The 21886-nt window shown below is 48.4% G+C and carries 16 protein-coding genes; 9 read left to right on the top strand and 7 right to left on the bottom strand.

What is annotated here, in order from left to right:
- Positions 1-51: 51 nt before the first annotated feature.
- Positions 52-1128, bottom strand: a complete 1077-nt coding sequence (locus PN498_RS22600) for a potassium channel family protein (protein ID WP_272065674.1) — start codon at positions 1126-1128, stop codon at positions 52-54.
- Positions 1129-1304: 176 nt separating this feature from the next.
- On the opposite strand from PN498_RS22600, the gene PN498_RS22595 reads away from it, so the two are divergent.
- The gene (locus PN498_RS22595) at positions 1305-2519 is read left to right on the top strand and encodes a glycosyltransferase (protein WP_272065673.1); all 1215 of its coding nucleotides are present in this window, start codon (positions 1305-1307) and stop codon (positions 2517-2519) included.
- A gap of 38 nt (positions 2520-2557) precedes the next feature.
- Here PN498_RS22595 and PN498_RS22590 read toward each other — a convergent pair whose 3' ends face one another.
- Positions 2558-3568 carry a Gfo/Idh/MocA family protein gene (locus PN498_RS22590; RefSeq protein WP_272065672.1) on the bottom strand — a complete coding sequence of 337 codons (1011 nt, stop codon included), beginning with the start codon at positions 3566-3568 and terminating at the stop codon, positions 2558-2560.
- Positions 3569-4057: 489 nt separating this feature from the next.
- Here PN498_RS22590 and PN498_RS22585 point away from each other — a divergent pair, with 489 nt between their 5' ends.
- Together PN498_RS22585 and PN498_RS22580 are read left to right on the top strand one after the other, a co-directional pair.
- A complete protein-coding gene (locus PN498_RS22585) occupies positions 4058-4357 on the top strand; it encodes a ferredoxin (RefSeq protein ID WP_272065671.1) in 300 nt (99 codons plus the stop codon).
- 294 nt (positions 4358-4651) lie between these two features.
- Positions 4652-5068 (top strand): hypothetical protein, encoded by a 417-nt coding sequence (locus tag PN498_RS22580; RefSeq protein ID WP_272065670.1) that lies wholly within the window; start codon positions 4652-4654, stop codon positions 5066-5068.
- A 5-nt stretch (positions 5069-5073) separates the two neighbouring features.
- On the opposite strand, the gene uraD is transcribed toward PN498_RS22580, so the two are convergent.
- The 5 genes from uraD to PN498_RS22555 form a co-directional block, all read right to left on the bottom strand.
- A complete protein-coding gene (gene uraD / locus PN498_RS22575; RefSeq protein ID WP_272065669.1) occupies positions 5074-5601 on the bottom strand; it encodes a 2-oxo-4-hydroxy-4-carboxy-5-ureidoimidazoline decarboxylase in 528 nt (175 codons plus the stop codon).
- Positions 5602-5685: 84 nt separating this feature from the next.
- Entirely contained in the window at positions 5686-6048 is a 363-nt protein-coding gene (uraH, locus tag PN498_RS22570) for a hydroxyisourate hydrolase (RefSeq protein WP_272065668.1), read from the bottom strand.
- A 39-nt stretch (positions 6049-6087) separates the two neighbouring features.
- Complete coding sequence (locus PN498_RS22565; protein ID WP_272065667.1) at positions 6088-7509, bottom strand: uracil-xanthine permease family protein; 1422 nt, start codon at positions 7507-7509, stop codon at positions 6088-6090.
- 248 nt (positions 7510-7757) lie between these two features.
- Positions 7758-11009 carry a glycoside hydrolase family 15 protein gene (locus PN498_RS22560; RefSeq protein WP_272065666.1) on the bottom strand — a complete coding sequence of 1084 codons (3252 nt, stop codon included), beginning with the start codon at positions 11007-11009 and terminating at the stop codon, positions 7758-7760.
- A gap of 529 nt (positions 11010-11538) precedes the next feature.
- Entirely contained in the window at positions 11539-12183 is a 645-nt protein-coding gene (locus tag PN498_RS22555; RefSeq protein WP_272065665.1) for a methyltransferase domain-containing protein, read from the bottom strand.
- A gap of 262 nt (positions 12184-12445) precedes the next feature.
- On the opposite strand from PN498_RS22555, the gene PN498_RS22550 reads away from it, so the two are divergent.
- The 6 genes from PN498_RS22550 to PN498_RS22525 all read left to right on the top strand — a co-directional run bounded on the left by PN498_RS22550 (position 12446) and on the right by PN498_RS22525 (position 21790).
- Positions 12446-13726, top strand: a complete 1281-nt coding sequence (locus PN498_RS22550; RefSeq protein WP_272065814.1) for an aspartate aminotransferase family protein — start codon at positions 12446-12448, stop codon at positions 13724-13726.
- A gap of 696 nt (positions 13727-14422) precedes the next feature.
- Complete coding sequence (locus PN498_RS22545) at positions 14423-15664, top strand: TPM domain-containing protein (protein WP_272065664.1); 1242 nt, start codon at positions 14423-14425, stop codon at positions 15662-15664.
- A gap of 473 nt (positions 15665-16137) precedes the next feature.
- Positions 16138-17331, top strand: a complete 1194-nt coding sequence (locus PN498_RS22540; RefSeq protein WP_272065663.1) for a response regulator — start codon at positions 16138-16140, stop codon at positions 17329-17331.
- Between the two features lie 116 nt (positions 17332-17447).
- Entirely contained in the window at positions 17448-17810 is a 363-nt protein-coding gene (locus tag PN498_RS22535) for a response regulator transcription factor (protein ID WP_272065662.1), read from the top strand.
- Between the two features lie 55 nt (positions 17811-17865).
- A complete protein-coding gene (locus tag PN498_RS22530; protein ID WP_272065813.1) occupies positions 17866-18498 on the top strand; it encodes a chemotaxis protein CheW in 633 nt (210 codons plus the stop codon).
- 316 nt (positions 18499-18814) lie between these two features.
- Positions 18815-21790, top strand: a complete 2976-nt coding sequence (locus tag PN498_RS22525) for a methyl-accepting chemotaxis protein (protein WP_272065661.1) — start codon at positions 18815-18817, stop codon at positions 21788-21790.
- The last annotated feature ends 96 nt before the right edge of the window (positions 21791-21886 follow it).

Raw genomic sequence — 21886 nt, 5'->3', positions numbered from 1 at the left:
AGCAACGTGCATCATAAAGGACTGGTACGAATAGTGGGTGAGGAGACAGCCTCATCGATAGCGACGCTGTAGGGGACTCAAGATCTGATTGAGGCGACGCAATTCCTCAGATGTTCCCATCCCAATCACCAGATCACCAGCACAGAGGATTGTACTAGCATTGGGTCCCACGATCAGCGTATTGTCAGCTCGGCGGATCGCTAAAATTAGAGCTCCGGACTTCAGCCGCAGTTCTGTTTCTCCAATCGACTGACCTACTTTGGGACAGTGCTCTGGCGAAATCAAGAACTCCTCAACATAGACAGTGCGATCAGCTCCTGTCAGGATGCCTTCCAGAAAATCTACGACCTGAGGACGTAAAGCCGCTGCTGCCATGCGCTTACCTCCCGTGATGTAAGGGGAGACAACCACATCAGCCCCGCCTCGCTGGAGCTTCTGGACGGCCTCTTCAGTACTGGCCCGGGCGATCGTGCGAATATGCGGTGACAAGGTTTTCGCTGACAGGACAGTGTATAGATTTTCAGCATCGGACGGCAAAGCGGCAACCAAACAGCTGGCCCGTTCGACCCCAACTCTGATGAGAACCTGGTCTTGGGTAGCATCCCCTTGAAACGTGAGAAAGCCAAGCTGCTGGGCTTCTTGGATAGAGTTGTCGTCTGAATCAATGACCACGAAAGGAATTCGCTCGACAGAAAATTCGGCAGCCACCTGTCGTCCTGTGCGTCCAAATCCGCAAATGATGTAGTGATCTGTCAAAGAATCCATAAGTTTACGGCGTTGCCTCAGTCGAATGCCTGCTTGGAGGTGACCTTGTATTAAGCCTTCTGAGAAGGAATTCAAAATATAGCCGATGACCACGACACCCATCAGAATCAGGATGATGGTAAAGAGGCGGCCTCGGGTTCCTAGTGGCTGGACCTCAGCAAAGCCAACAGTCGCTAGTGTGATGACTGACATGTAGACAGCATCCAGCCATGTCCATCCTTCGATTAGCTTGTACCAAAGAATGCCGGATAAGACGACACCTGCAAGGGCGATCGCGCCTCCAATCAAGTGTCGCCGCGTACGACGGTAAGTTTCTTCGATGAGCGTGTCAGAAAAATATGGGCGGAAAGAACGGTCTGCCATGCAATGACATTACTCAACTTTGAATACGAACCTAATGTGCTCTTAATTGTAGAAGCTTGCAGAATTACGCCACAGTATTCAACCAGCAGGAAGAAAATTGCAGAAGTGGACGCTTTTGCTTATTTGCAGGGCCTCTGTCCTTTATAGTTGCTCAATGTCCCTCATGTTCTCGTTTGATGACTCGGAACCTGCTTAGTCTAACGCCGACTCCCAAGGGCATTTTGCAAATCAACGAGCGATCGCCCGTTCATCTTCACCCGTTGTTCTCTTTGGTCATTCCGACTTACAACGAACGACAGACGATTGAACCCCTAATTGGAAAGCTCAGCCATTTACTCGATAGTAGTATCCCCGACGATTACGAACTCATTGTGGTTGACGACAACAGCCCTGATGAGACGTGGGATGTGGCGCTGCAACTCACTGCTGTTTATCCTCATCTCAAAGTCATGCGACGTGATGGAGAAAATGGCTTATCCTCAGCGGTTGTGCGAGGTTGGCAGGTCGCCCAAGGTCAAATCTTGGGCGTCATCGATGCTGATTTACAACATCCGCCCACTGTGCTGCTGGAGCTTTTGCAAGCAGCTTTACACGGGGCAGATCTGGCAGTTGCCAGTCGCCATGTTGAAGGGGGCGGAGTCAGCGAATGGAGCATTGCGCGGCGATCGCTCTCACGCGGTGCTCAAGTTTTAGGACTCATCGTGCTGCCTGATGTGGTGGGGCGGGTGTCTGACCCGATGAGCGGCTACTTTGTGGTGCAACGAGCGGCGATCGCCAACCAATCACTCAATCCCAAAGGGTACAAAATTCTGCTGGAAGTACTCGGTCGAGGTAGCATACAGCAGATTGCTGAAGTTGGCTATGTTTTTCAAGAGCGTACTGAAGGAGAAAGCAAAGTCACTTGGCGACATTACCTAGATTATGTGCAGCATCTGATTCGTCTCCGGTGGCACCGTCGTTTTCCTCAGACCCTATTTAAATTTCCAATCGGTCGATTTGTTCGGTTTGCTGTTGTTGGCTTCAGCGGTGTTTTCGTCGATTATGCCGTGTTTTACTTGCTATTCAATCAAGCAGGTTTTAGTCTCAATGTGAGCAACGTGCTCTCTGCTGAGACGGCCATTTTCAACAACTTCTTGTGGAATGACGCATGGACCTTTTCTGATTTGGCTCAGCGACAGTTGGGCTGGCAGGCCAGGGGCAAGCGCTTCCTTAAATTTAATCTTATCTGTTTGGCTGGATTGTTACTTAATACCGCAATGGTCAATGTGTTGGTGAGAGTCTTCGGCGTCAATGTATATCTTGCAAAGTTCGTCGCGATCGCCCTAGTCACCATCTGGAACTTTGGCGTCAACCTCAAGCTCAGCTGGCGGGTCACTGACGTGCAGCGATGAAGTCTGACCTGCCCCTATGCCTAAGTCCCACTGGACGTCTAAAGCTCAACAATACGCCCTGTGGCTGCTGATTCGGCTGCCGCCGCCGCTACCTGCAAAGCATAAAGGCTTTCGTTGGGTGTCACATATAAAGGACGACCTTCCCATAAAGCATCTAAAACGTAGGCGGTATCCTTGGCAAAGAGTCCCCGACGAGAACCTACTTCGATTGCTGTTTCTCCGTCAGCAGAAATCAGCTTACCTTGGTTGCCCTCGAATACTAGCGCTCCGTGATCGCCTTCCACGTCCATCCAGCGCTGCGATCGCCATGTCTGCTCGCCTTTGGCATAGAGCACCTCGGCCATCAAGCCGCTCTGAAACCTAAGTTGCGCTACACAGCGACACTGCTTGAAGTAACGGTTTTGGGGAGGAACAGCAGCGTTGTCGTATTGAATTTGCGAGGCTACCCAGCGCACAGCACCAAACAAGTTAGTCAGACGATGAATACGAGAGAGTGCTCCTGATAAAGGAAAACCGAAGAGTTCAGTGTGATAGGTCCACTTTTCTGGCACTGGATTTTGAGGCACTGCAGTGCAGTAGCGCACATAATGAGGAGTGCCGACTTTTGGTAAATGTTCCACCATGGCCTGATGTAAGCCCCCGAGCAGTTCAATATGCTCAACGTGCAACAATACCTGCTTCTGCTGGGCTAGTTCGATGAGCTCACCAGCCTCTTTGGGCGACAGCGATAGTGGATACTCGACCACGACTGATTTACCGGCTTCAAGCGCTTTCCGAACAGCCGCTCCGTGATCGCGATTGACATGACAAACGACGACGAGATCTACATCCGAGCGTTGAACTAAAGCCTGCTCGTTAGGGCTGACCGTCTCAATGGCATGAGCTTGAGCAAAAGTCTGCACTTTTTCAGGGCTATGCCCCGTTACGGCTACGACCTGTGATCTTGAGTCGTTGGTGAACGCATCAGCCCGTAGTTTGGCAACAAAGCCGGTGCCAATCAGTCCTATGCCGAGAGGTTGCTTTTGGTCTTGATCAAATCCTGTCGCCACAATAATTTCTTTCCTAGATAAAGTCTTTTTTTGACGAATTCTTGAATTCTAAAGTTTATGACAATTGCTTCTATTAAGAAAACAATGCTGTCTTATAGTCCCTTTAGAAGGTCGTCTTGCTGACATGATAGACTTTTGCTTTCTACATATAAGCTTAAGTTATATATAGAAAGATTTCTGATAAATTATATAGACTTCTTTGGTTGTTGAGTATTTTCAAAAAGCAACCCTGCGAAACCTCAAAAGTTTTTATGGATAAAGGGTTTTAGCTCTCTTTGGCTGAATTATTGATAAGGTGAAAAGTGAAAAGTTGAATTTCTGATTACGAATCCCATTCATTCGATAGAGGGATCTTTCCCCACACAATACTGGTTTTCCCGTAGTATCGGAAATGGAGGCGGACTACATTAATCGTGTTCTGATTGAGTGCACGAAGTTTATTAGTAGTTAGCTAAAAACGGTTCCCATTTTTGTTGAGAGGATTGCAGTATGGCATCTTACAAAGTAACTTTGGTTAGCGAAAGCGAAGGCCTAAATACCACTATCGAAGTCGCTGATGATGAGTACATTCTCGATGCGGCTGAAGAGCAAGGCATCGACCTTCCCTACTCCTGCCGTGCAGGTGCTTGTTCCACCTGTGCTGGTAAAATCACTTCCGGTGGTGTTGATCAGTCTGACCAGTCTTTCTTAGATGATGATCAGATTGAAGCTGGCTTCGTTCTGACTTGCGTCGCTTACCCCACATCTGATTGCACTATCGAGACTCATAAAGAGGAAGATCTGTACTAGGTTGCGATCGCACCTCGTTCAGTTCAATCGCTTAGCGAGGAGCCTCTGCTCTTCGCTTTTTCTGTATAAGAGCGTAGTTCAGATATCCCAATAGAATTCCGCAGCAATTTCTATGGGTTGTGCGAGTTAGCGCGAAACCCGGTCGTTTTAATATTTCTAGGCTGCTTGCGTCCCGTTAAAGTGCCTTGCCAGAAGAAACAGAGTGGGCCAAGAGTTGCTAGGGTAGCTAGTAATACAGTTTTGACTGTTCGGAAACTGTCTAGGTCGCCCGGTCCTTTTGAACCCCGATACACCATGATTTCTCAAGCAAGTGTGTTGCTAGCAGCAAAAGAAATTCGTCCCTATCTGTCAGAGTTGCTAACCGCTGTAGACGCTAAAGATATGAGTCAGCGACTGGATCTAATCTTCAGTACAGAACTAGATCCAGCCTTACAAAGCACTGAGATTCAGCGTCTCATGTCCACCGCAGAAACGACTCAGGAATGGCTCAAACTCTATTTAGAGGGCAAACCTTCAGAGCAAATCCTGCCAATTATCAGAACCTATCAGCCCTTACCCGGTAAAGCCAAAGCAATTGCTAGTCCCCGCTATCGTTGTCCTGTTGCCAACTGTCATCAGGTTTGGTATCGGCGTGACGTTGAAGAGACGCCTCCTAATTGTCCGATCCATGATGTGCCCATGGTTCGAGACAGTAAAGTTACAGCTAAATAGACCGGCTACGATTGGACAAACGGCGGGTTTTCGTCATCAGTTAACTGATACAGTCTAAATTGGGCGATTTTTGCGATTTCTGCCAGAGCAGTCTGCTTCTCCATAGCTGCATCATGGGTAAGGCGCTGTTGAAAGGCTTGCAAGATGGAGTCTTGGGTGTGTTCTTTGACGGCAATGATGAAGGGGAATTGAAAGGTTTCTTGATAGGTTTGATTAAGGGATTGAAAAGTTTGATAGTCTTCTGCAGACAGCTGATCAAGGCCAGCACCTGATTGCTCTTGCACGGATGACTGAGTCATCTTGGCGCGTGAACCCAGATCAGGATGGGCACGAATGAGATTGAGCTGTTGCTGATGAGGCAGTGCGTACATGACGGCAACCATGGCCTGGTGTAAATCCGCAACTGATGAGAAAGGCCGTTTAGTCCAGGTTTGGTGAGCGATCGCGGGCGTATGCTCAAAAATTTCTCCCAGAACAGCAGTAAAGGTATCCTGATCCATTTGGTTCAGCGCCTTCAGAGAATAGTTCGCCATACGGATACCGTTTCTCTTGCTTAACGTCATGGATGCCGAGACTAGCTTAAATCCGCAGTCAAACATCAAAATTGCCAAGCGGCATCAGCTACCTCGGTAGGTGCTATAAGACCAGGGTGAAGTCAGCAGGGGCACATGGTAGTGGGTGCCAGCGTCTGCAATGCCAAAGCGCAATGGCACTGTATCTAGAAATAACGGTTGAGGCAGCGACGGATCTTTATTTTGGAAGTAATGACCCACTTCAAAAACCAATTCGTAGACGCCTGTTTCTAAGACTTTGTCGGTTAGCAGAGGCTCATCGGTGCGACCGTCAGCGTTCGTTGTGACTGTTTTCAAAAGTGCTCTAGTCCCAGCCTCACAGTCAACTGACCACAGAGTAATTGTCATGCCAGCAGCCGGGCAGCCATTGGCCGTATCCAATACATGAGTCGTCAATTTTCCAGACATAGCTGCTGTTTGTCCTCGTTTCTGATGCAGGAGCCTCTGCTATTCACGAGGACCTGGCAACACCATATTTAATACTAATGCGGTAATGCCTCCAGCTGAAATCCCAGACGAAAACACATTCTTAGCAAGGGTGGGTAAATTGTCCAGAATATCTGGTGCATACGTCACACCAAGACCAATTCCCAAGGAGATGGCGGTGATTAGGGAGGCCCGCTTTGTGAAATTGACGCAGGACAGAATCTTAATGCCCGCTGCTGCTACCGTCCCAAACATAATCAGCGTTGCGCCACCTAATACAGGTTGTGGCATTGCTTGAAATACACCGCCCACAATTGGGAACAGGCCCATGAGGACAAAAATGCCCGCGATGAAGTAACCAACGTAGCGGCTGCCAATGCCCGTTAGCTGAATCACACCGTTGTTTTGGCTGAAGGTGGTGTTGGGAAACGTATTGAAACAAGCTGCAATGAGTGAGTTAATACCGTCTCCTAAAACACCTCCCTTAATACGCTTCATGTAAGGTGCTCCAGTAATCGGTTGTCCTGTCAGCAAGGACGTTGCCGTTAAGTCACCAATGGATTCGATCGCAGTAATCAGATAGAGAAAGGCGAAAGGAATAAACGCCGCAAAGCTAAAGCTGAAGCCATAGCGAAACGGAATCGGCAGCGCGAAAGGCGACAAGCCACTCAAGTTCCCAAAGGAGACCATTCCCAACGGCCAAGCGACCAAGTATCCGACAATCAGGCCAATCACGATAGAGGACATTCGCAGTAACGAACTGCTGGTGCTGTTGAGCGTCAGAATAACCAGCATCACCAACACCCCAACGCCCAGATTGGCAAGGCTGCCGAAGGTGCCTGCTTCACGAGCTGGAAAGCCACCACCAATGCTGGTAATGCCAACATTGATGAGCGTCAGCCCAATCAGTGTGACCACAATGCCGGTGACTAATGGCGTGATGATCTTGCCTGCAAGATGTAGGAAACGACTGCAAAAGATTTCAATAAAAGCCCCAAAAAAGCAAAGTCCAAAAATGAGTCCCAAAGCTTCTGTGGGTGAGCTGCCCGCCGCGATCGCGCCTGTGCCTGCTCCTAAGATGGGGCCAATAAAGGCGAAACTAGTCCCCTGAATACTCAAAAGCCCTGACCCAACGGGACCAATGCGCCGCGCTTGAATGAAGGTCGCAATGCCCGATACGAATAGGGACATGCTCACGACGTAGGCTGCATCGGCAGGTTCCAGTCCCAAAGCACCCGACACAATGAGAGAAGGTGTGATGATGCCCACAAAACAGGCTAAGACATGTTGGATCGCCGCGAAAATTGCTTCCTGTATAGGCGGCTTATCTTCAAGCCCATATATCAATTCGTGATTAGCCTCTTCAACAGCTGCGGCAGTCTCACTCTGTGCTCCATTGTCAAGAACATGACCATCGAGAGAGGATTGAGTTGTTTTGTCCATCGTTTTTGAAAAACTGGTTAGCCCATCTGCGCGATCGCTCCAGTGTTCATGCTGCTAGCTGCCAACAGCAAAGAACTAACGCGCTTGAATGCAGATAGCGTAGCCAGTTTTCAAGGTGCAGTTTGCAGGTATTGATACAGACGCAATGTGCCTAGTCTTATCAGTCTCGAAGCTTCAGTCAATTCATAGAATTCCATCCAGACTTTTGAGTAGAAATATCCTTTTATCCTTCTATCTCTTTATCGTTGTTATGCGACTTCCTGAGTCTGTGCGGTTTCAGCGTGGGCTTCGGCTTCGGCTAGCTCTACCAGGAATTGCAAGGCTTTAGCAATGTAGAGAGCACACTGTTTGGGCGATCGCTTATAAAACGATGTCCAGGCGGCTGCTTTTTGAGCCTGATAGCGTCCTGCCCGTTCGGGACATTCTTCTACCCAAGCCAAGCGAACGGCATGACCAACCAAGACATCCAAAGCAATGTAATCGGCAAATAGCAAGTTGGGGTTGCCTTTAAAGATCGCCGCCAGTTCTCTTAGAGCTTCAACGGTCAAATGGCGATACTCCGGAGCGTGAATTTTAGTCAGCAGATGATCAATTCGGCGAGCAAAATTAGCTTCCCCGGGCGTCATCTCTGAGATTACCGATTCGCTATCAATCCGATTCCGACGGTCTAGCTTGTCTCCAATGATGACACCTTCACAGTGATGCAGAAGTTCCCAAACTTGCAGATAGAATTCCTCAGGCAGGCGAGTCAGTTCCCCATCGATTTGTCGCTTGCGCCACCAATCAGCCGCTGCGGATTCCGTCTCGATTTGAGCCGGTACCACCCCCCAAGTAATCGGCGCTGTTGCCTTGACGTGTAAAGACTCTTGCTGAAATAGGGTTTTGTTGAGGCCGCTGTAGCTCGCCAATACGGTGCGTAAGCGCATCTTGACTTCATAGGGACTGAGCGCATTGAGGCGATCGTAGGCTTCATCACGAGGAACTTTATATTCTCGTGCCATTTCGCTAGTTAGTAAGAGAATCAAATAGCCGACTCGCAGCGTTAGAAGTCCTTCAAATAATTCAGGTTCAGCTTTGATCAAAACGCTGAGATAGATCAGAATTTCCTGAGTCAGGGCGAGGTCACGTTCATCCTCGCCGCAGTACTCCACAATCTTTTCCATGACCTCCGAGTGCGGCATTGGATCACGGATCAACGATCCGTCACTGAATGATTTTCCGACAGTGACATATTTTTGTCGGACTAGCAGCTCCGTGACAGCATCTGAGAGATTGACATCAATTTTGCGCAGCAGCCCTGCTGCCCAGCGTACGATGAGCCAGTGCTCTTGTAGGCTGGCAGTTGCATAAACTTCTTCGAGTAAAGCTGCCACAGTCATGCTGCAATCAGGCTGCCCAATGCCAGTATTGAAGGTAGGTCCTTCTAAGGCACAGAGTCGTGCCAAAAGCTCTACCTGTTCGTAGAGATTGCTGGAAGATTGAAGTTGATGAACTAATTCAGTAGAACTCGTTTGCTGTTCAATATTGAATAACTGCCAGACGTCTAGCGGCTTTGTGTGTTCTGGCACCATGGGCAGATAAGCAGAGACCCGTGGCATGTATCGCAGCTGTTGGGGTTGAAAAGAGTAGATCCCAACATCATCGATGCGTTCTGTCCCAGCTGTGAGTAGCAGTTGATACAACGGTCTGACAACAACTGGAATACTGCTGCACTCACCTGATTTGAGCTCTTGAATGAGGCCCAGCAAAGGAGATTCATAAATGGGACGACGCCCTAGCTCAAACATTTCATGAGTAAGAAGCAGGGTAATTGTTGGACGACCTGGCGCATTCCAGTGGTAGTAGACATACGCCAGCTCACTACGAATTTGTGTGACGAGAAAGTGATAGTCCAGTGTGATATAGAATTTTTGCGGATCCAAGAAAGATGGCAAAAATACGACCGTTTCGCCCTTGATGTTGAAAACCCGAGCCGTTGAAAGACTTCGCAAACGCCGAATAGGTCGTCCGCTGAGTCCTAATTTATTGTTCAGACCAATTTGAGCGTAAACTGCTGACAACTCACCGGAGGGATACACTTTGACAGGAGCCACTTGGTCAACAATTTGGGTTTCAATGCCGTAGGTTGCAAGTTCTTGCTGCAAGTCTTCGTTTTCAGCCAGAAGGGCGATTTGAACGATAGGGGGGCGTCGGCGTCCTACCCGTAGATGTCGGCCTAAAGGATCAACGTCACCTGGAGTAATCAGATTGTCTTCTAGCATCTGACCTAGCATGAATAAGCTTTGTGCCCAGACCAGAGGTACGTTTTCGTTCGGCAAACGGTTTTGGCTGCCGGGCCGATCGCGCTCATCCGCGATCGCCTCCTTCGGTACGTAATACAGTTCGGGCAGAAGATTGAAGCCGTTTCTGGAAACCGCGATCGCCTCTAATCGCTGACGATAGAACCGGACAGCCTTAGCATCTTGACGGAACAAACCATCCAGGTATAAGTAGGCAAAAAATAGAGGCCACTCACATTCAATGTGCTCAAACTGTTGCAGCTCCTCAGGCTCATAATGCAGACGAGTGGTGTCTTCAATGATGGCCTGGTGGCCATCTCGCAAAAACCGTTTGCAGCCGTAACGCCCTTGGAGCTTGTCAACAATTTTTTGCTGTGTCCGCGATGCTAAATCTGCATCTTCGATTGCAAAGGCTGGGTAACCAATGATGCTTAGAACAGCGGCATCCACTTCCTTAGAACCTGATTCCCTTGGCAGCAAGGATTCTAGCGTAATGCGTGCTCGGGAAATTTCATCCGGCAGTACGTGAATGACAGAAGCCTGTCCACCCTGCACACCAAAGAGGTTCAATCCATCCATCGCCTCTAAAGCTGCTTTTGCCATCCCGACAGAACTGGCGTTCAGCTCAGGCTTACCGTGGTTAAGTTTATTACCGCGCTCCCAGATCCCATAGTCAGGCGTGCGATAGGCTCGCCCAACGTAGTAGACCAGATTTTGAACAAAACTAACCTCATCTAGCGTGAAGATGATTTGCAGGCCGGATGCGGTCATCTGCGCCAATATCAGCAAAAACACTGAAGTTGCATCGATCTGTAAATGGCCCCACTCGTCGTCTTTGACAACCGTACTGCCTGTGGCAGTGTCGTACTTGGCATGCAGCGCTTCGAGGGGATCTTGAGATTCTTTGAATTGTTCGACTTTCTCAGCCTGCTGCATCATGGCAAACAGGAGACCTCGCATGAGCTTGACCACGCTTTGCTGGAGCTCGTACGTACGACCTTGATTTTCGTCAATTTTGCGATAGGCCAGTGCTAATCCCCAGACCGCCAGAATGCTGTAAACGTTGTCGCGGACCCAGGCATCGGTATAGTCGCCGTGGATTGTGACGGCGGTGCTGGCTGGCAATAGCCCACTGACAGGATGCTGACGAACCAAAATCAACTGTTTTACCTGGTGGTAATACTCATTGAGGCGGTCTGTCAGATTGGATAGGGAGGTCATTGCTGAACTCATAAACAATAAAGCTTGAGTCGTAAGTAAGATTAAACTGCCAAGTCAGGGGTTTCAGGCATCCAAAGATGAGACATCAATTTCCCAAAAAGGGTTGGTTTAACCTAATTGACATCGCAAGGGCGTGAAGGGAGGCATGTTATTAGTTGGACTAATGAATAGATAGGCGATCGCACTCTAAAAACAATCGTTTTTGATAGGACTTACTGTCAAATTAGTTATCACTCTCCCACAATTTGCCCAAATCATAGCCTCAGGCTGACTCTCTGTCTGCTACCGGAATGTTTGCTCATATAGACTTCAAACAACGTAACCCAGAACAGGAAGGTTATCTTGCGAAGACCCTTGATCTTGAAGCTTGCAGTTGAGTTTATGCTGACTGATTTGGCCCCCTGCCCTCCACATTTAGAGAATTGAGGGCAAAGTCTCCCAATCCTGAGGAATGGAGGAGACAAATGCAGGCTATTGTGCTGAATGCAAGATGTCAGTAGTCGTGACTCGATCTAGGATGTGAAACTGCTCACTGCATGTTCGCTGTACAGACAACGGTCAAGGTCATGGGCAATCCTAAGAGTCGATTGGCTCGAATAGAATACTGCTGCGCTGCTGAGGATTTCATAATGGCCTTCAAATCTTGCATCCCAAATAAAAGCAATGTGTCTCTATTCCAATGAGGCTGATTTTCACGACACCATTCGTAGAAGTCATCGTCATGCCAGTGTTTGAATAGAACATTCGTATGACTCTCGACCGGAAATCCCTTATTGGGCGTCGTGAAAAAGACATTCTTGCCGACTCGCAGCATTTCATTGATGAACAGAAGCTGAGCTTCTCTATTGCCAACGTGTTCTATGACTGCGTTCGAAAATACCCAGTCAAACGACTTGTCTGTAAAGGGAAAGACTCCCCCTGGATATTCAACAAATCGCTTGTCTGGATAGCGCGACCTAAGGTCATCCATTGGCTGCACGGCGAGTCCTGTGTATTGGCTAGAAGGCAGTCTGAATTCTTTGAGAAATAGATTTTCGGTTTCATCTTCTAAACTGCATGAAACGCCAACATCTAGGACAGAACTATCTGTTTTGCATAGCGAATAAAAATGTGTCAGCTTACTTGCTCTAGACTGCTGCATGACAAGCTGTTTGAACTGTTGAAAGATTGACATTTCACATTCCAAGTTTCACCAAATAGATACTTTGTTTCACCAAATAGATACTTTGAACTGACAAACCGATTGGCTGCTTTCCAGCACTATCCTACTGCCATGGGAAAACGACACGAGACGACAGTCCCTAGCTGCGTTCGTGGAACGAGTGCAGCCATGCAGATCCTTTCAAAAGAAGCTAATGTAGAGACTATCTTTTATGCAGCTACGGGTAATGACTGGTAGCTGTTTTGCTTTTTTGCCCGTCATTGAGGAATGCTTTGTGAGCTTCGCAACCTTAGTCCGTAACTCTATAAAAGCGATCGCGTCCCCCAAAACCACCGAAAAGACCTTTGACGCCGTTACCTTTGACGGTGCCGTTATGAAGACCTATGGACGCTTTCCGATTGCTCTAGAGCGCGGACGAGGATGCCGAGTTTGGGACACCGAAGGACGCGAATATTTGGATTTCGTGGCTGGCATCGCGACCTGTACGTTGGGACATGGGCATCCTGTCATGATCGAAGCGGTAACCCAACAGATCCAAAAGCTGCACCATGTTTCTAATCTCTACTACATTCCTGAACAGGGTGAATTAGCCCAGTGGCTCACTCAACACTCCTGCGCGGATAAAGCATTTTTCTGTAACTCCGGGGCAGAGGCCAACGAAGGAGCCATCAAGCTAGCGCGAAAGTATGCCCATGTAAATCGCGGCATTGAGAATCCAATCATCGTGACGGCTAACGCAAGCTTTCATGGTCGCACCCTAGCAACGATTACCGCGACAGGACAGCCCAAGTATCAGAAAAACTTCAATCCTCTAGTGCCTGGTTTTCACTATGTGCCGTACAACGATATAGCTGCGCTGAAGGAGGCGATCGCTCATCTGGATGCCGACGAGTCTCAAGTTGCGGCCATCCTGCTAGAGCCATTGCAGGGTGAAGGGGGTGTGAATCCGGGCGATCGCGACTACTTCCAGCAAGTTCGTCAACTCTGCGACGAAACTGGCATTCTGCTGATCTTGGATGAAGTGCAGGTTGGAGTCGGACGCACGGGCAAACTTTGGGGTTATGAGAATCTGGGTATTGAACCCGACATTTTCACATTGGCCAAGGGATTGGGCGGCGGTATTCCCATTGGAGCGCTGCTGTGCCAATCTCACTGCGATGTTTTTGAGCCAGGAGATCATGCCAGTACCTTTGGCGGCAATCCGTTTGTCTGCGGGGTCGCGATCGCCGTGTGCCAAACGCTGATGCGAGAGAATCTGTTGAACAATGTGCAGTCTCGTGGTGAAGAACTTCGGTCCGGTCTGACCAGCATTGTGAAACAATACCCCACGCTGTTTTCGGGTGTCCGAGGCTGGGGATTGATTAACGGATTGGTGCTGTCTTCTGAGGCTCCTGTGAAATCGATTGACCTTGTCAAGGCAGCAATGGCAGCAGGCTTGCTGGTGGTACCCGCAGGTCCCAACGTCGTACGTTTCGTCCCTCCCCTAGTGGTTACAGCTGAAGACGTGCAGGAGGCGTTGACCCGCTTGACAGAGGCGATCGCAACCCTTGTTTAAGCAATGAATTTCCTCTACGTCGCTTGGCCGGTGACTTTTGATGAGAACTGCATCCATGAGGGTGCCCAAGTCACCAGCCACAACTGTTGTATCGGGCAGATTGGTAACTTTGCATTCATAGCTATAGCCATCTAGGTTTGTGCATTCCCAATAGCATCCGGGTGCTTAGCATAGGCCAGATGGCTCGCCGTCTTGTCCTAACGGAACTAGCGACGACCATGACAGCTTTTAGCATTGGCTAGGAAAAATCCACGAGGATTCTGCAAGTTGAGGGACAAAGACTAAGACAAGACCGCCCTAAAACACCACCACTGCATCCCAAATCAACTCCTGTTCTACGATTTCTGCGCGACTGCTGCACGATTTTATCAATAACGGAAATTGTTGGCCTGTGCCCAAAATTTCTCCTCGTATTCCTCGTTCTGAAGGTAAGCAGACAATACCTAAAACAGTGATATCTCGGATTTCTATTAGCAGTTATGTAGAAATCCTATGCATTTTTGGGAATATCTAAACTATGCATGAATGATATTGGGACGTCGTTTGAGCTTTTTCAGCCCGAAATTTCGATTCGGTTCTGTTGAAAATTAGCAAACATGGAGAGATATCTGAAGTGGGCGATCATGCTTTTTCCTGGTTGGTCATGGGTTGTCTTCTACACCTCTTAAAAGCTGTCTTTTCAGGAGATCCTGAACAATGCAACAGGGCGATGTAGCCGCTTCGGCAAGCTTGAGTGTTTGGCTCCGGCGCTATCGATACTGGCTCATGAGCTTTGCCGTCACCGCCATGCTGTTTTTGCCCTCTGGCTTAGTGGCTGTGGAGGCACAAAGCCCCTATCCTGCTTTTCAGGATGCTTATGTCAACGATTATGGCAACGTGCTGACAGCGGATGAAGTCAACACTGCACGCAATACGCTGGAACAATTTCGATCTCAAACCGATATCCATGCCGTGCTACTGACGGTCAATTCCATTCAGGATTATTCGACTGGCGATCAAACTATCGAATCCTTTGCGACTAATCTGTTCAACACGTGGGGAATGGGTGACGCAACTCGCAATGATGGCATTCTCATCCTGGTGGCACCCGGCGATCGCAAGGTTCGCATTGAACTGGGTAGCGGGTATGAGGCAAGTGATGACGCGATCGCTCAAAGTATCATTGACCAGCAAATGCTCCCCCACTTCCGAAATGGACAGATTAATCGAGGGACTTTGGCGGGCGTAGATGCCGTTATTAGCCGTTTCAATCCCGACACGCCATCGGCTGTGCCCGCATCGCCCTCTCCACCCTCAGCTCACGGTCAACCTGAATCATCCACTCTAAGCCAGCCCCAGACCGCAGTTCCAGATGATTCCGGTGGCTTGACTGTTAACGATGAAGGTCTTGCCATTGCCGGTGTAGGCGGGGGCATAGTTTCTTTAATACCTGGCTTTATGATTTATCGTCGTTGGCAGCGCTTTCGTCAACGACAGTGCCCCGACTGTCAGACTGATATGGAACGGCTTACCGAAATTGCTGACGATCAATATCTGACTAGCGGACAGAGACGAGAAGAAACGCTGAAATCAGTTGATTACGATGTCTGGCTCTGTTCCAGTTGTGGTTACCACACCACGCTTAACTACACCAATTATCAGTCTCGATATCGGAAATGCCCCAGTTGTCGCCACAAAACGCTCTCTGTTCAGACTGACACCATCGTTGCCGCGACTTATACCCACAGCGGTTCAGCCCAGGTGACTGAGGACTGTAGCTTCTGTAAGTACGAGCGAACCCATATCAGAATCATTCCTCAGAAAGAACGATCTAGCTCCAGCAGCTCTTCTAATCATGGCGGCGGGGGACGTTCTTCAGGAGGCGGCGCGTCAGGCAGTTGGTCTAGTGGTGGTGGCGGTGGGCGTTCTTCTGGCGGTGGTGGATCGGGTAGTTGGTAGCGTTAATTGGCTCGCCATCCCGAAAGCATCCATCTCATCGGGTCAACCGGAAGATTCGTTCTTTAAAGACCTTCTCTTAACACTTGTAATAGAAATTTAAAGCTTCCTACATTAGCAACAGGTATCGTGTTTTTTCTGTAACTATTTGGGATTCTTTTATTCAGAAGGAATAAATCCGCAAGAAATATCGTCTCAAAGACAGTGTTTATCCCGTTGTGATTGATTTTTATCTTTCAAACTGGAATGGGTCATCTATTTGTTTTCGTTTCTATTAAGAACCAATCCTGACAGGCGTTAGCGTTAGTCATTGACCTCAGCAACCAAAAAATCGGCTGCATGCTTGTTTTAAGCAGCCATTGTTGATTCTTCGCTTGTTGAGCAAATTTCGTTAATTCAGCTCAAACCTCACTCCTTAAATCAGGGCTGAGTCTGTTTCGGCGCTCTAATACGGATTAAATCCACGTGAGATTGAGATGAACGGTAGAGCAGTTCAATATCCCAAATCCCTAGATAAATATCTGAGAGTCAAAAAAGTCCAATTATTTTCTGTTCTTAATCGTCTTAACTTTAGCGGCCAACTGATTTGGCAGAATGGCCAAGACTGTGAATGGATTCTATTTTTTAATCAAGGGCATGTTGTCTATGGAATGGGTGGACTTCACCCGATTCGACAGTGGTATCGTCACGTTCGTCGACATCTACCTCACCTCGATCTGACCCATACCAAATTACGTCAGCTCGCGTCGCAAACGTCGGAGCTGATTCTGCCGAACTGCTGGGGCTATCAGTTACTTCATAGCTGGTTGTCGGCAGGCCATATCTCACAAGCGGATTTGCAGAAAATTAGTTGCAATATCATTGCTGACATTCTGTTTGATGTGATGCAGGCTGATGACACACCCTACAAATTAGTGCGACAGTCTCCACTCGCTCACGAACAGGTTCCTGTTCAGATTAATGAGGCTGATCTTTTAGCATCTGTAAAAGAACTTTGGGAGTTTTGGCATGAGACTGACTTTGGTCATTGTTCTCCCAACTTAGCGCCGGTCGTGCAGCATCCTGATCCCATTCGGGCAGAGGTGTCTCCTCAAATTTTTCAATCGCTTATGCAATTGCTTGATGGGCAGCGAAGCCTACGAGATTTAGCTGTTCATGTCAATCGGGATGTGCTGGATCTAACTCAGGCCCTACATGCCTATATCAAAGCAGGATGGATTTCACTGAAGCCCGTCGGAGATTTTCCGTCTCCATTTGATGCCTTGAGTACTCATGATTCCAAGGCTGGTCAGACTCCTTGTATTGCGTGTATCGACGATAGCGTGTTGGTTTGCAAATCAGTTGGGCAAGTGATTCGTGCTGCTGGTTATGATTTTGTTCCCATCATGGAGCCTGCAAAGGCGATCGCAACCTTGTTAGCCAAAAAACCTGATCTTGTTTTCCTCGATCTTGTAATGCCCAATACGAGCGGATATGAAATTTGTACACAATTACGCAAGATTTCCCGGTTCAAGGAAACTCCGATTGTCATTTTGAGTGGTAATGACGGACTTGTCGATCAGGTTCGTGCTCGCCTATTGGGAGCATCTGATTTTTTAAGTAAGCCTATGGAGCCAATTATGATTCTTTCTGTTATTCAGAAACACCTAGGTCAACTTGCGAAGAGATAGTGAATTGCCATACTTAACAACTATATTTTTGAATCTTTCACCTGCTGAAAAAAAGTTCTTGTTTCTACAAAGAATCGCTAGTGATTTCGATATCTCTAAATTTATGAGGGTCAACCATGAGTACAGCTTTAATTGTTGAAGATAGCCTAACCGATAAAGAATTACTGGCACTTTGCTTGAAGGATAGTGGCATCGATGTACGAACCGCTACTAATGCAGAGGAAGCATTTGACCAAGTTAAAAATAATCAATTTGACATCATTATTTTGGATATTGTCTTACCTGATCGAAGTGGATTTGAAATTTGCCGTGAACTCAAAGAGGATGAAGCAACGAAAAAAGTTCCCGTTATTATCTGCTCCACCAAAGGATCAGACATGGACAAATTTTGGGGAATGAAGCAAGGTGCAGATGCCTATCTTGCTAAACCCATTAACCACGAAGAATTGATTCGAGCTGTCAGGCAGTTAGTTGACTGACTGTGAGTAATCAGTCCGATCCCGATGACCCAATAGAGTAAGGAGTTTGGCTGCGATGTCTGATGCAGCGATCGCCAAAAACAGTTCCACTACAGATCCGTCTCCGTCTTTTCTGAACAACGCTGCTTCAGCAGGCACCCAAGAATTGCACCAACCCGCAATCGAACTCCCCATCGCGGAATCTCCGTCAATTCAAGGGGACCAATATTTGCAAGTGCGGTTAGCGGATTTACCTCAGCTATTGTTGCCAATATCAGACCTAGCCGAGTTGACGAAGCTCACTCTCAACGATGTTGTGCCAATTTTCCAGATGCCAGCTTGGGTCATTGGTGTTTACAACTGGCGAGGAGAGATGTTGTGGACGATTGACTTAAACCATTTTTTGGGTTTGACCCCGTGGTATCAGCAACGCGATCGCGCTGCCAAACACACCATGGTGATTATTCAACCTGCTCAAGATTCCCCATCCCCCGAGGATACCAATGTTGTCTTGGGTTTAGTCGTGAATGAGGTGGCCAGCATTGTGACCTATCCAGAAGGTAGTCTGCAATCGATGCCTCAGGCTGCTGCGATCGCGGCGAGCGTACAGCCTTTCCTCAAAGGGGTCTGTGCCAACGAAACGGGTGAACTGGATTGGGTGCTAGATAGTCAAGCCATCTTGGCTGTTACCACTCAAGCTCGTGTTTAAAGATCTCTTCTTTGTGTTTCCTGCTTATTGACTACGGCAGCGTGTATGCGAGCAAATATAGCCTTCGCCAGTTCCGTTAGGACAAGACGGCTAGCCCTCTCGCTATGCGCTAAGCACTCGGATGTGCCTTGGTGCAAAACCTTAGATGGCTAGAGCTATATGCTCAGTCCATAAACCTGAGCATTTGAAACTCAGCAAAATGTCTATTCACCTGTAATCAATCTCGCCAACGCTGCTGTCCGTCAAATTAACGCTTTCAGGGTCTACCCAATCATCGCTATCCCTGCATAGACCTACTGAATATCCCACTCCCGTCATGACTCAAGTTCCCTCCCTATCACAAACGTCAACCTCGCAAGACACTGCCGCTACGGGGTTTCCTGTTTCCAGTTCGCCAACCCTAAGACGTTCCCGTAACCCTGTTACTGCCAAAATTCGGTCTATTTTCGCAGGTCGGAGTCTAAGGCAACAACTGCTTACCGCCGTTATTCCTATTGCTCTACTCCCCCTAGTCGTCGAAAGCATCGTCAACTACTCGCTCAACACAAACCGCACCCGCTCTGAAGCGAATTCAACGCTACAGGGCCAAGCACTGCTAGCTAGCGAAACGGTTAGCGGCAACCTACTTGAAGAGGTGAACTTTGCTCGCCTGTTTACTCAAAATCCTTTGATTCTCGATAAAGTTCGCAGAGACAGAAATCTGGCGGCAGCAGAAAACTTACCTCAAATTCCTAAGGAAAGGCTAGAGCCTCGCTTTATCTTGAATAAGCAGCTAGCCCCTAATCCTATTTTTAATGAGTATTTAGCTCAGACCGCAGAAAGCAGAGACTTTGCCGAAATTATTGTGACAGAAGCCAACGGCTTTAATGTCGGCTACAGTGCCATAACTTCTGACTTTGTGCAGAAAGGAGAAACTTGGTGGGAGACAGCTAAAACTGAAGATGTTTGGTTTAGCGATCCGGGTTATGACTCCACTACGTTTAGAGTCGGCATCGATCTCAGCCATGTTATCCGCGATCCTAAAACCGATGAGTTTTTGGGGGTAGCCAAATTTTTCGTTACGGCTTTGGCCTTCGATCAGCTCAACGATTATCTAGCAAATGCAGGAATTCAGGGTTCTCAGCAAGTCCAGTTACTCGACACTAGCGCTAAATATATCTTGGCAAACTTCACTGAAGAAGGGCAAGAACTTGCGCTTACACCCAAGTCGTTGACGCTAGTCGGTGGTGATGTAGTTAATGACATTGCGACTCGTGTGGCAGAGGCCAAATCAGCCGAGCAGATACCGGATAACAGTATTCTCCAGCAGCAGCTTCAGTCCGCCTTTCCGGTCAACAATTTGCAGGTCACCTCAACAGGGTTTGTCAATGAGGGGGCAACAAGACCTGAAAACTTGGTCGTCACTTTCGGCTACGAAGGGAAGCAGTATTCTGTGGCAACTGTGCCCCAGCTTGATTGGGTTGCCATTGCCTCGATGGATGCCTCAGAAATTCGGGCAGCTGGACAGAAGAGTTTGGTGATAGCCCTGTTTTTGATTTTGGCATTGGGAGGAGCAGCGATCGCCTTAACAGGAGTGATGTCTCGGCAAATCTCTTTACCGCTTGACGACTTGGCCACCAAAGCTGGAGCCGTGTCTCAAGGTAACCTCAATGTTAGGGCTGAACCGACAGGATCAGCTGAGACTCGAACATTGGCAAATACCTTCAATGATTTGGTGCGTCGAATTCGAGGATTTATTCAGGAACAGACGCTCAATACTCGTCAAGCAACTCTATCGGCTGAAGTTGCCAGTGCTAAGGTGGTCACTTCTGCGGAACTGTTACCGATTTACGATCGCCTAATTGCAGAAGCGAGAGACATCCTGGGAACTGATCGGGCCGTGGTTTATCAGTTCAATCCTGACTGGAGTGGCACCATTGTTTCAGAGTCAGTGGCCTCCACATTGCCCAGTGCCTATGAGCAGGAACTCAGTGATGCCTGTATTCCTATGGAGACCCTAGAAAAGTATCGCAGTCAAGGACATTTGGTTGAAAACAATGTTGCAACAGCATCTTTCCATCCTGAGCACCTGGCGTTACTGAGCAATCTCAAAGTTAAATCTGTTTTGGGAGTGCCTATTGTTAGTCAAGGGCAGCTGTTTGGTCTGCTCATCACTCATCACTGCCACAACGCTCACCAATGGCAAGCGTCGGAAGTGGATCTACTGAAGCAACTGGGTTTGCAGCTAGGCTTGGTCATTGAACGGGTACAGCTCCTGGAAAAAACTCAGACGCTGGCAACGGAGCAGCAGCAGATCAAAGAAGGACTCCAGCGCAACGCTCTGCAATTGCTGATGGATGTGGACCCTGTTCGTGAAGGGGACTTGACGGTGCGGGCAAAAGTGACTGAAGACGAAATTGGCACAGTGGCTGACTCTTACAACGCCACGATCGCGAGTCTTCGAAAGATTGTCACCAAGGTGCAAGAAGCTGCTCAGCAAGTTTCCTCAACCACGGATGTGAACCAACCCTTGATTCAGACCCTTTCAGCTTCAGCTGCTCAGCAGGCAGAGGAGATATTGACGGCTCAGGAACGGGTACAAACCATGGCTCAATCTGTGCGACAGGTCTCGACCAGTGCTGAAAAAGCTGAGATTGCTGTCCGCCAAGCCGCTGAGACAGTATCTCAGGGTGACGATGCCATGAACCGGACTGTAGAAGGCATCATGGCAATCCGAGAAACAGTGGCCGACACCGCGAAAAAGGTAAAACGACTCGGGGAGTCCTCACAAAAGATTTCTAACGTGGTCAACCTCATTAGTGGCTTTGCGGCCCAAACGAACATGCTGGCTCTCAATGCCTCTATTGAGGCCTCCCGAGCAGGTGAGAGTGGCAAAGGCTTTGCCGTGGTTGCCGAGGAAGTTCGAGAATTGGCTCGACAGTCGGCAGAAGCGACGACTGAAATTGAAAAGCTGGTTGCCAGCATTCAAACTGAAACGAATGCGGTAGTTACGGCAATGGAATCAGGAACTGAGCAGGTCGTTACAGGTACTCAACTTGTGGATGAGACCCGCCAAAGTCTCAACAAAATTACGGCTGCTAGCCGCGAAATTAGTGACCTCGTTGTCTCCATTACTCAGGCCACTACGGAGCAGTCACAGGTATCGGAAGTAGTCACCCACACGATGACCAGCGTAGCTGCAAATGCTAGTCAGAACTCAACTTCTGCTAGTCAAGTATCGAAGTCGTTCGAACAGCTGCTATCAGTTGCTCAGGCTCTGCAAGACGAAGTGGGTCGTTTCAAAATGAGCTAACGCCGTGCGATCGCCCGCAAGGGAGTAAGACAACAAGCGGCTTTGACATTTCGATAGTCAGGGTCTTCATGCTTACTCCCTCTGTCAACTCTTGCC

This window comes from Oscillatoria sp. CS-180 (assembly GCF_028330965.1).
Lineage (GTDB): Bacteria > Cyanobacteriota > Cyanobacteriia > Phormidesmidales > Phormidesmidaceae > Halomicronema.
Note: the sequence above shows the minus strand (reverse complement) of the source record. Positions and strands in the feature narration are given on the sequence as shown.

What these genes read in the sequence shown, in the direction of transcription:
- PN498_RS22555 (WP_272065665.1), bottom strand. Translation starts at nt 12,183, where the DNA reads ATGTCAATCTTTCAACAGTTCAAACAGCTTGTCATGCAGCAGTCTAGA.
- PN498_RS22600 (WP_272065674.1), bottom strand. Translation starts at nt 1,128, where the DNA reads ATGGCAGACCGTTCTTTCCGCCCATATTTTTCTGACACGCTCATCGAA.
- PN498_RS22595 (WP_272065673.1), top strand. Translation starts at nt 1,305, where the DNA reads ATGACTCGGAACCTGCTTAGTCTAACGCCGACTCCCAAGGGCATTTTG.
- PN498_RS22540 (WP_272065663.1), top strand. Translation starts at nt 16,138, where the DNA reads ATGAACGGTAGAGCAGTTCAATATCCCAAATCCCTAGATAAATATCTG.
- PN498_RS22525 (WP_272065661.1), top strand. Translation starts at nt 18,815, where the DNA reads ATGACTCAAGTTCCCTCCCTATCACAAACGTCAACCTCGCAAGACACT.
- PN498_RS22535 (WP_272065662.1), top strand. Translation starts at nt 17,448, where the DNA reads ATGAGTACAGCTTTAATTGTTGAAGATAGCCTAACCGATAAAGAATTA.
- uraD (WP_272065669.1), bottom strand. Translation starts at nt 5,601, where the DNA reads ATGGCGAACTATTCTCTGAAGGCGCTGAACCAAATGGATCAGGATACC.
- PN498_RS22530 (WP_272065813.1), top strand. Translation starts at nt 17,866, where the DNA reads ATGTCTGATGCAGCGATCGCCAAAAACAGTTCCACTACAGATCCGTCT.
- PN498_RS22545 (WP_272065664.1), top strand. Translation starts at nt 14,423, where the DNA reads ATGCAACAGGGCGATGTAGCCGCTTCGGCAAGCTTGAGTGTTTGGCTC.
- PN498_RS22580 (WP_272065670.1), top strand. Translation starts at nt 4,652, where the DNA reads ATGATTTCTCAAGCAAGTGTGTTGCTAGCAGCAAAAGAAATTCGTCCC.
- PN498_RS22585 (WP_272065671.1), top strand. Translation starts at nt 4,058, where the DNA reads ATGGCATCTTACAAAGTAACTTTGGTTAGCGAAAGCGAAGGCCTAAAT.
- PN498_RS22560 (WP_272065666.1), bottom strand. Translation starts at nt 11,009, where the DNA reads ATGACCTCCCTATCCAATCTGACAGACCGCCTCAATGAGTATTACCAC.
- PN498_RS22565 (WP_272065667.1), bottom strand. Translation starts at nt 7,509, where the DNA reads ATGGACAAAACAACTCAATCCTCTCTCGATGGTCATGTTCTTGACAAT.
- uraH (WP_272065668.1), bottom strand. Translation starts at nt 6,048, where the DNA reads ATGTCTGGAAAATTGACGACTCATGTATTGGATACGGCCAATGGCTGC.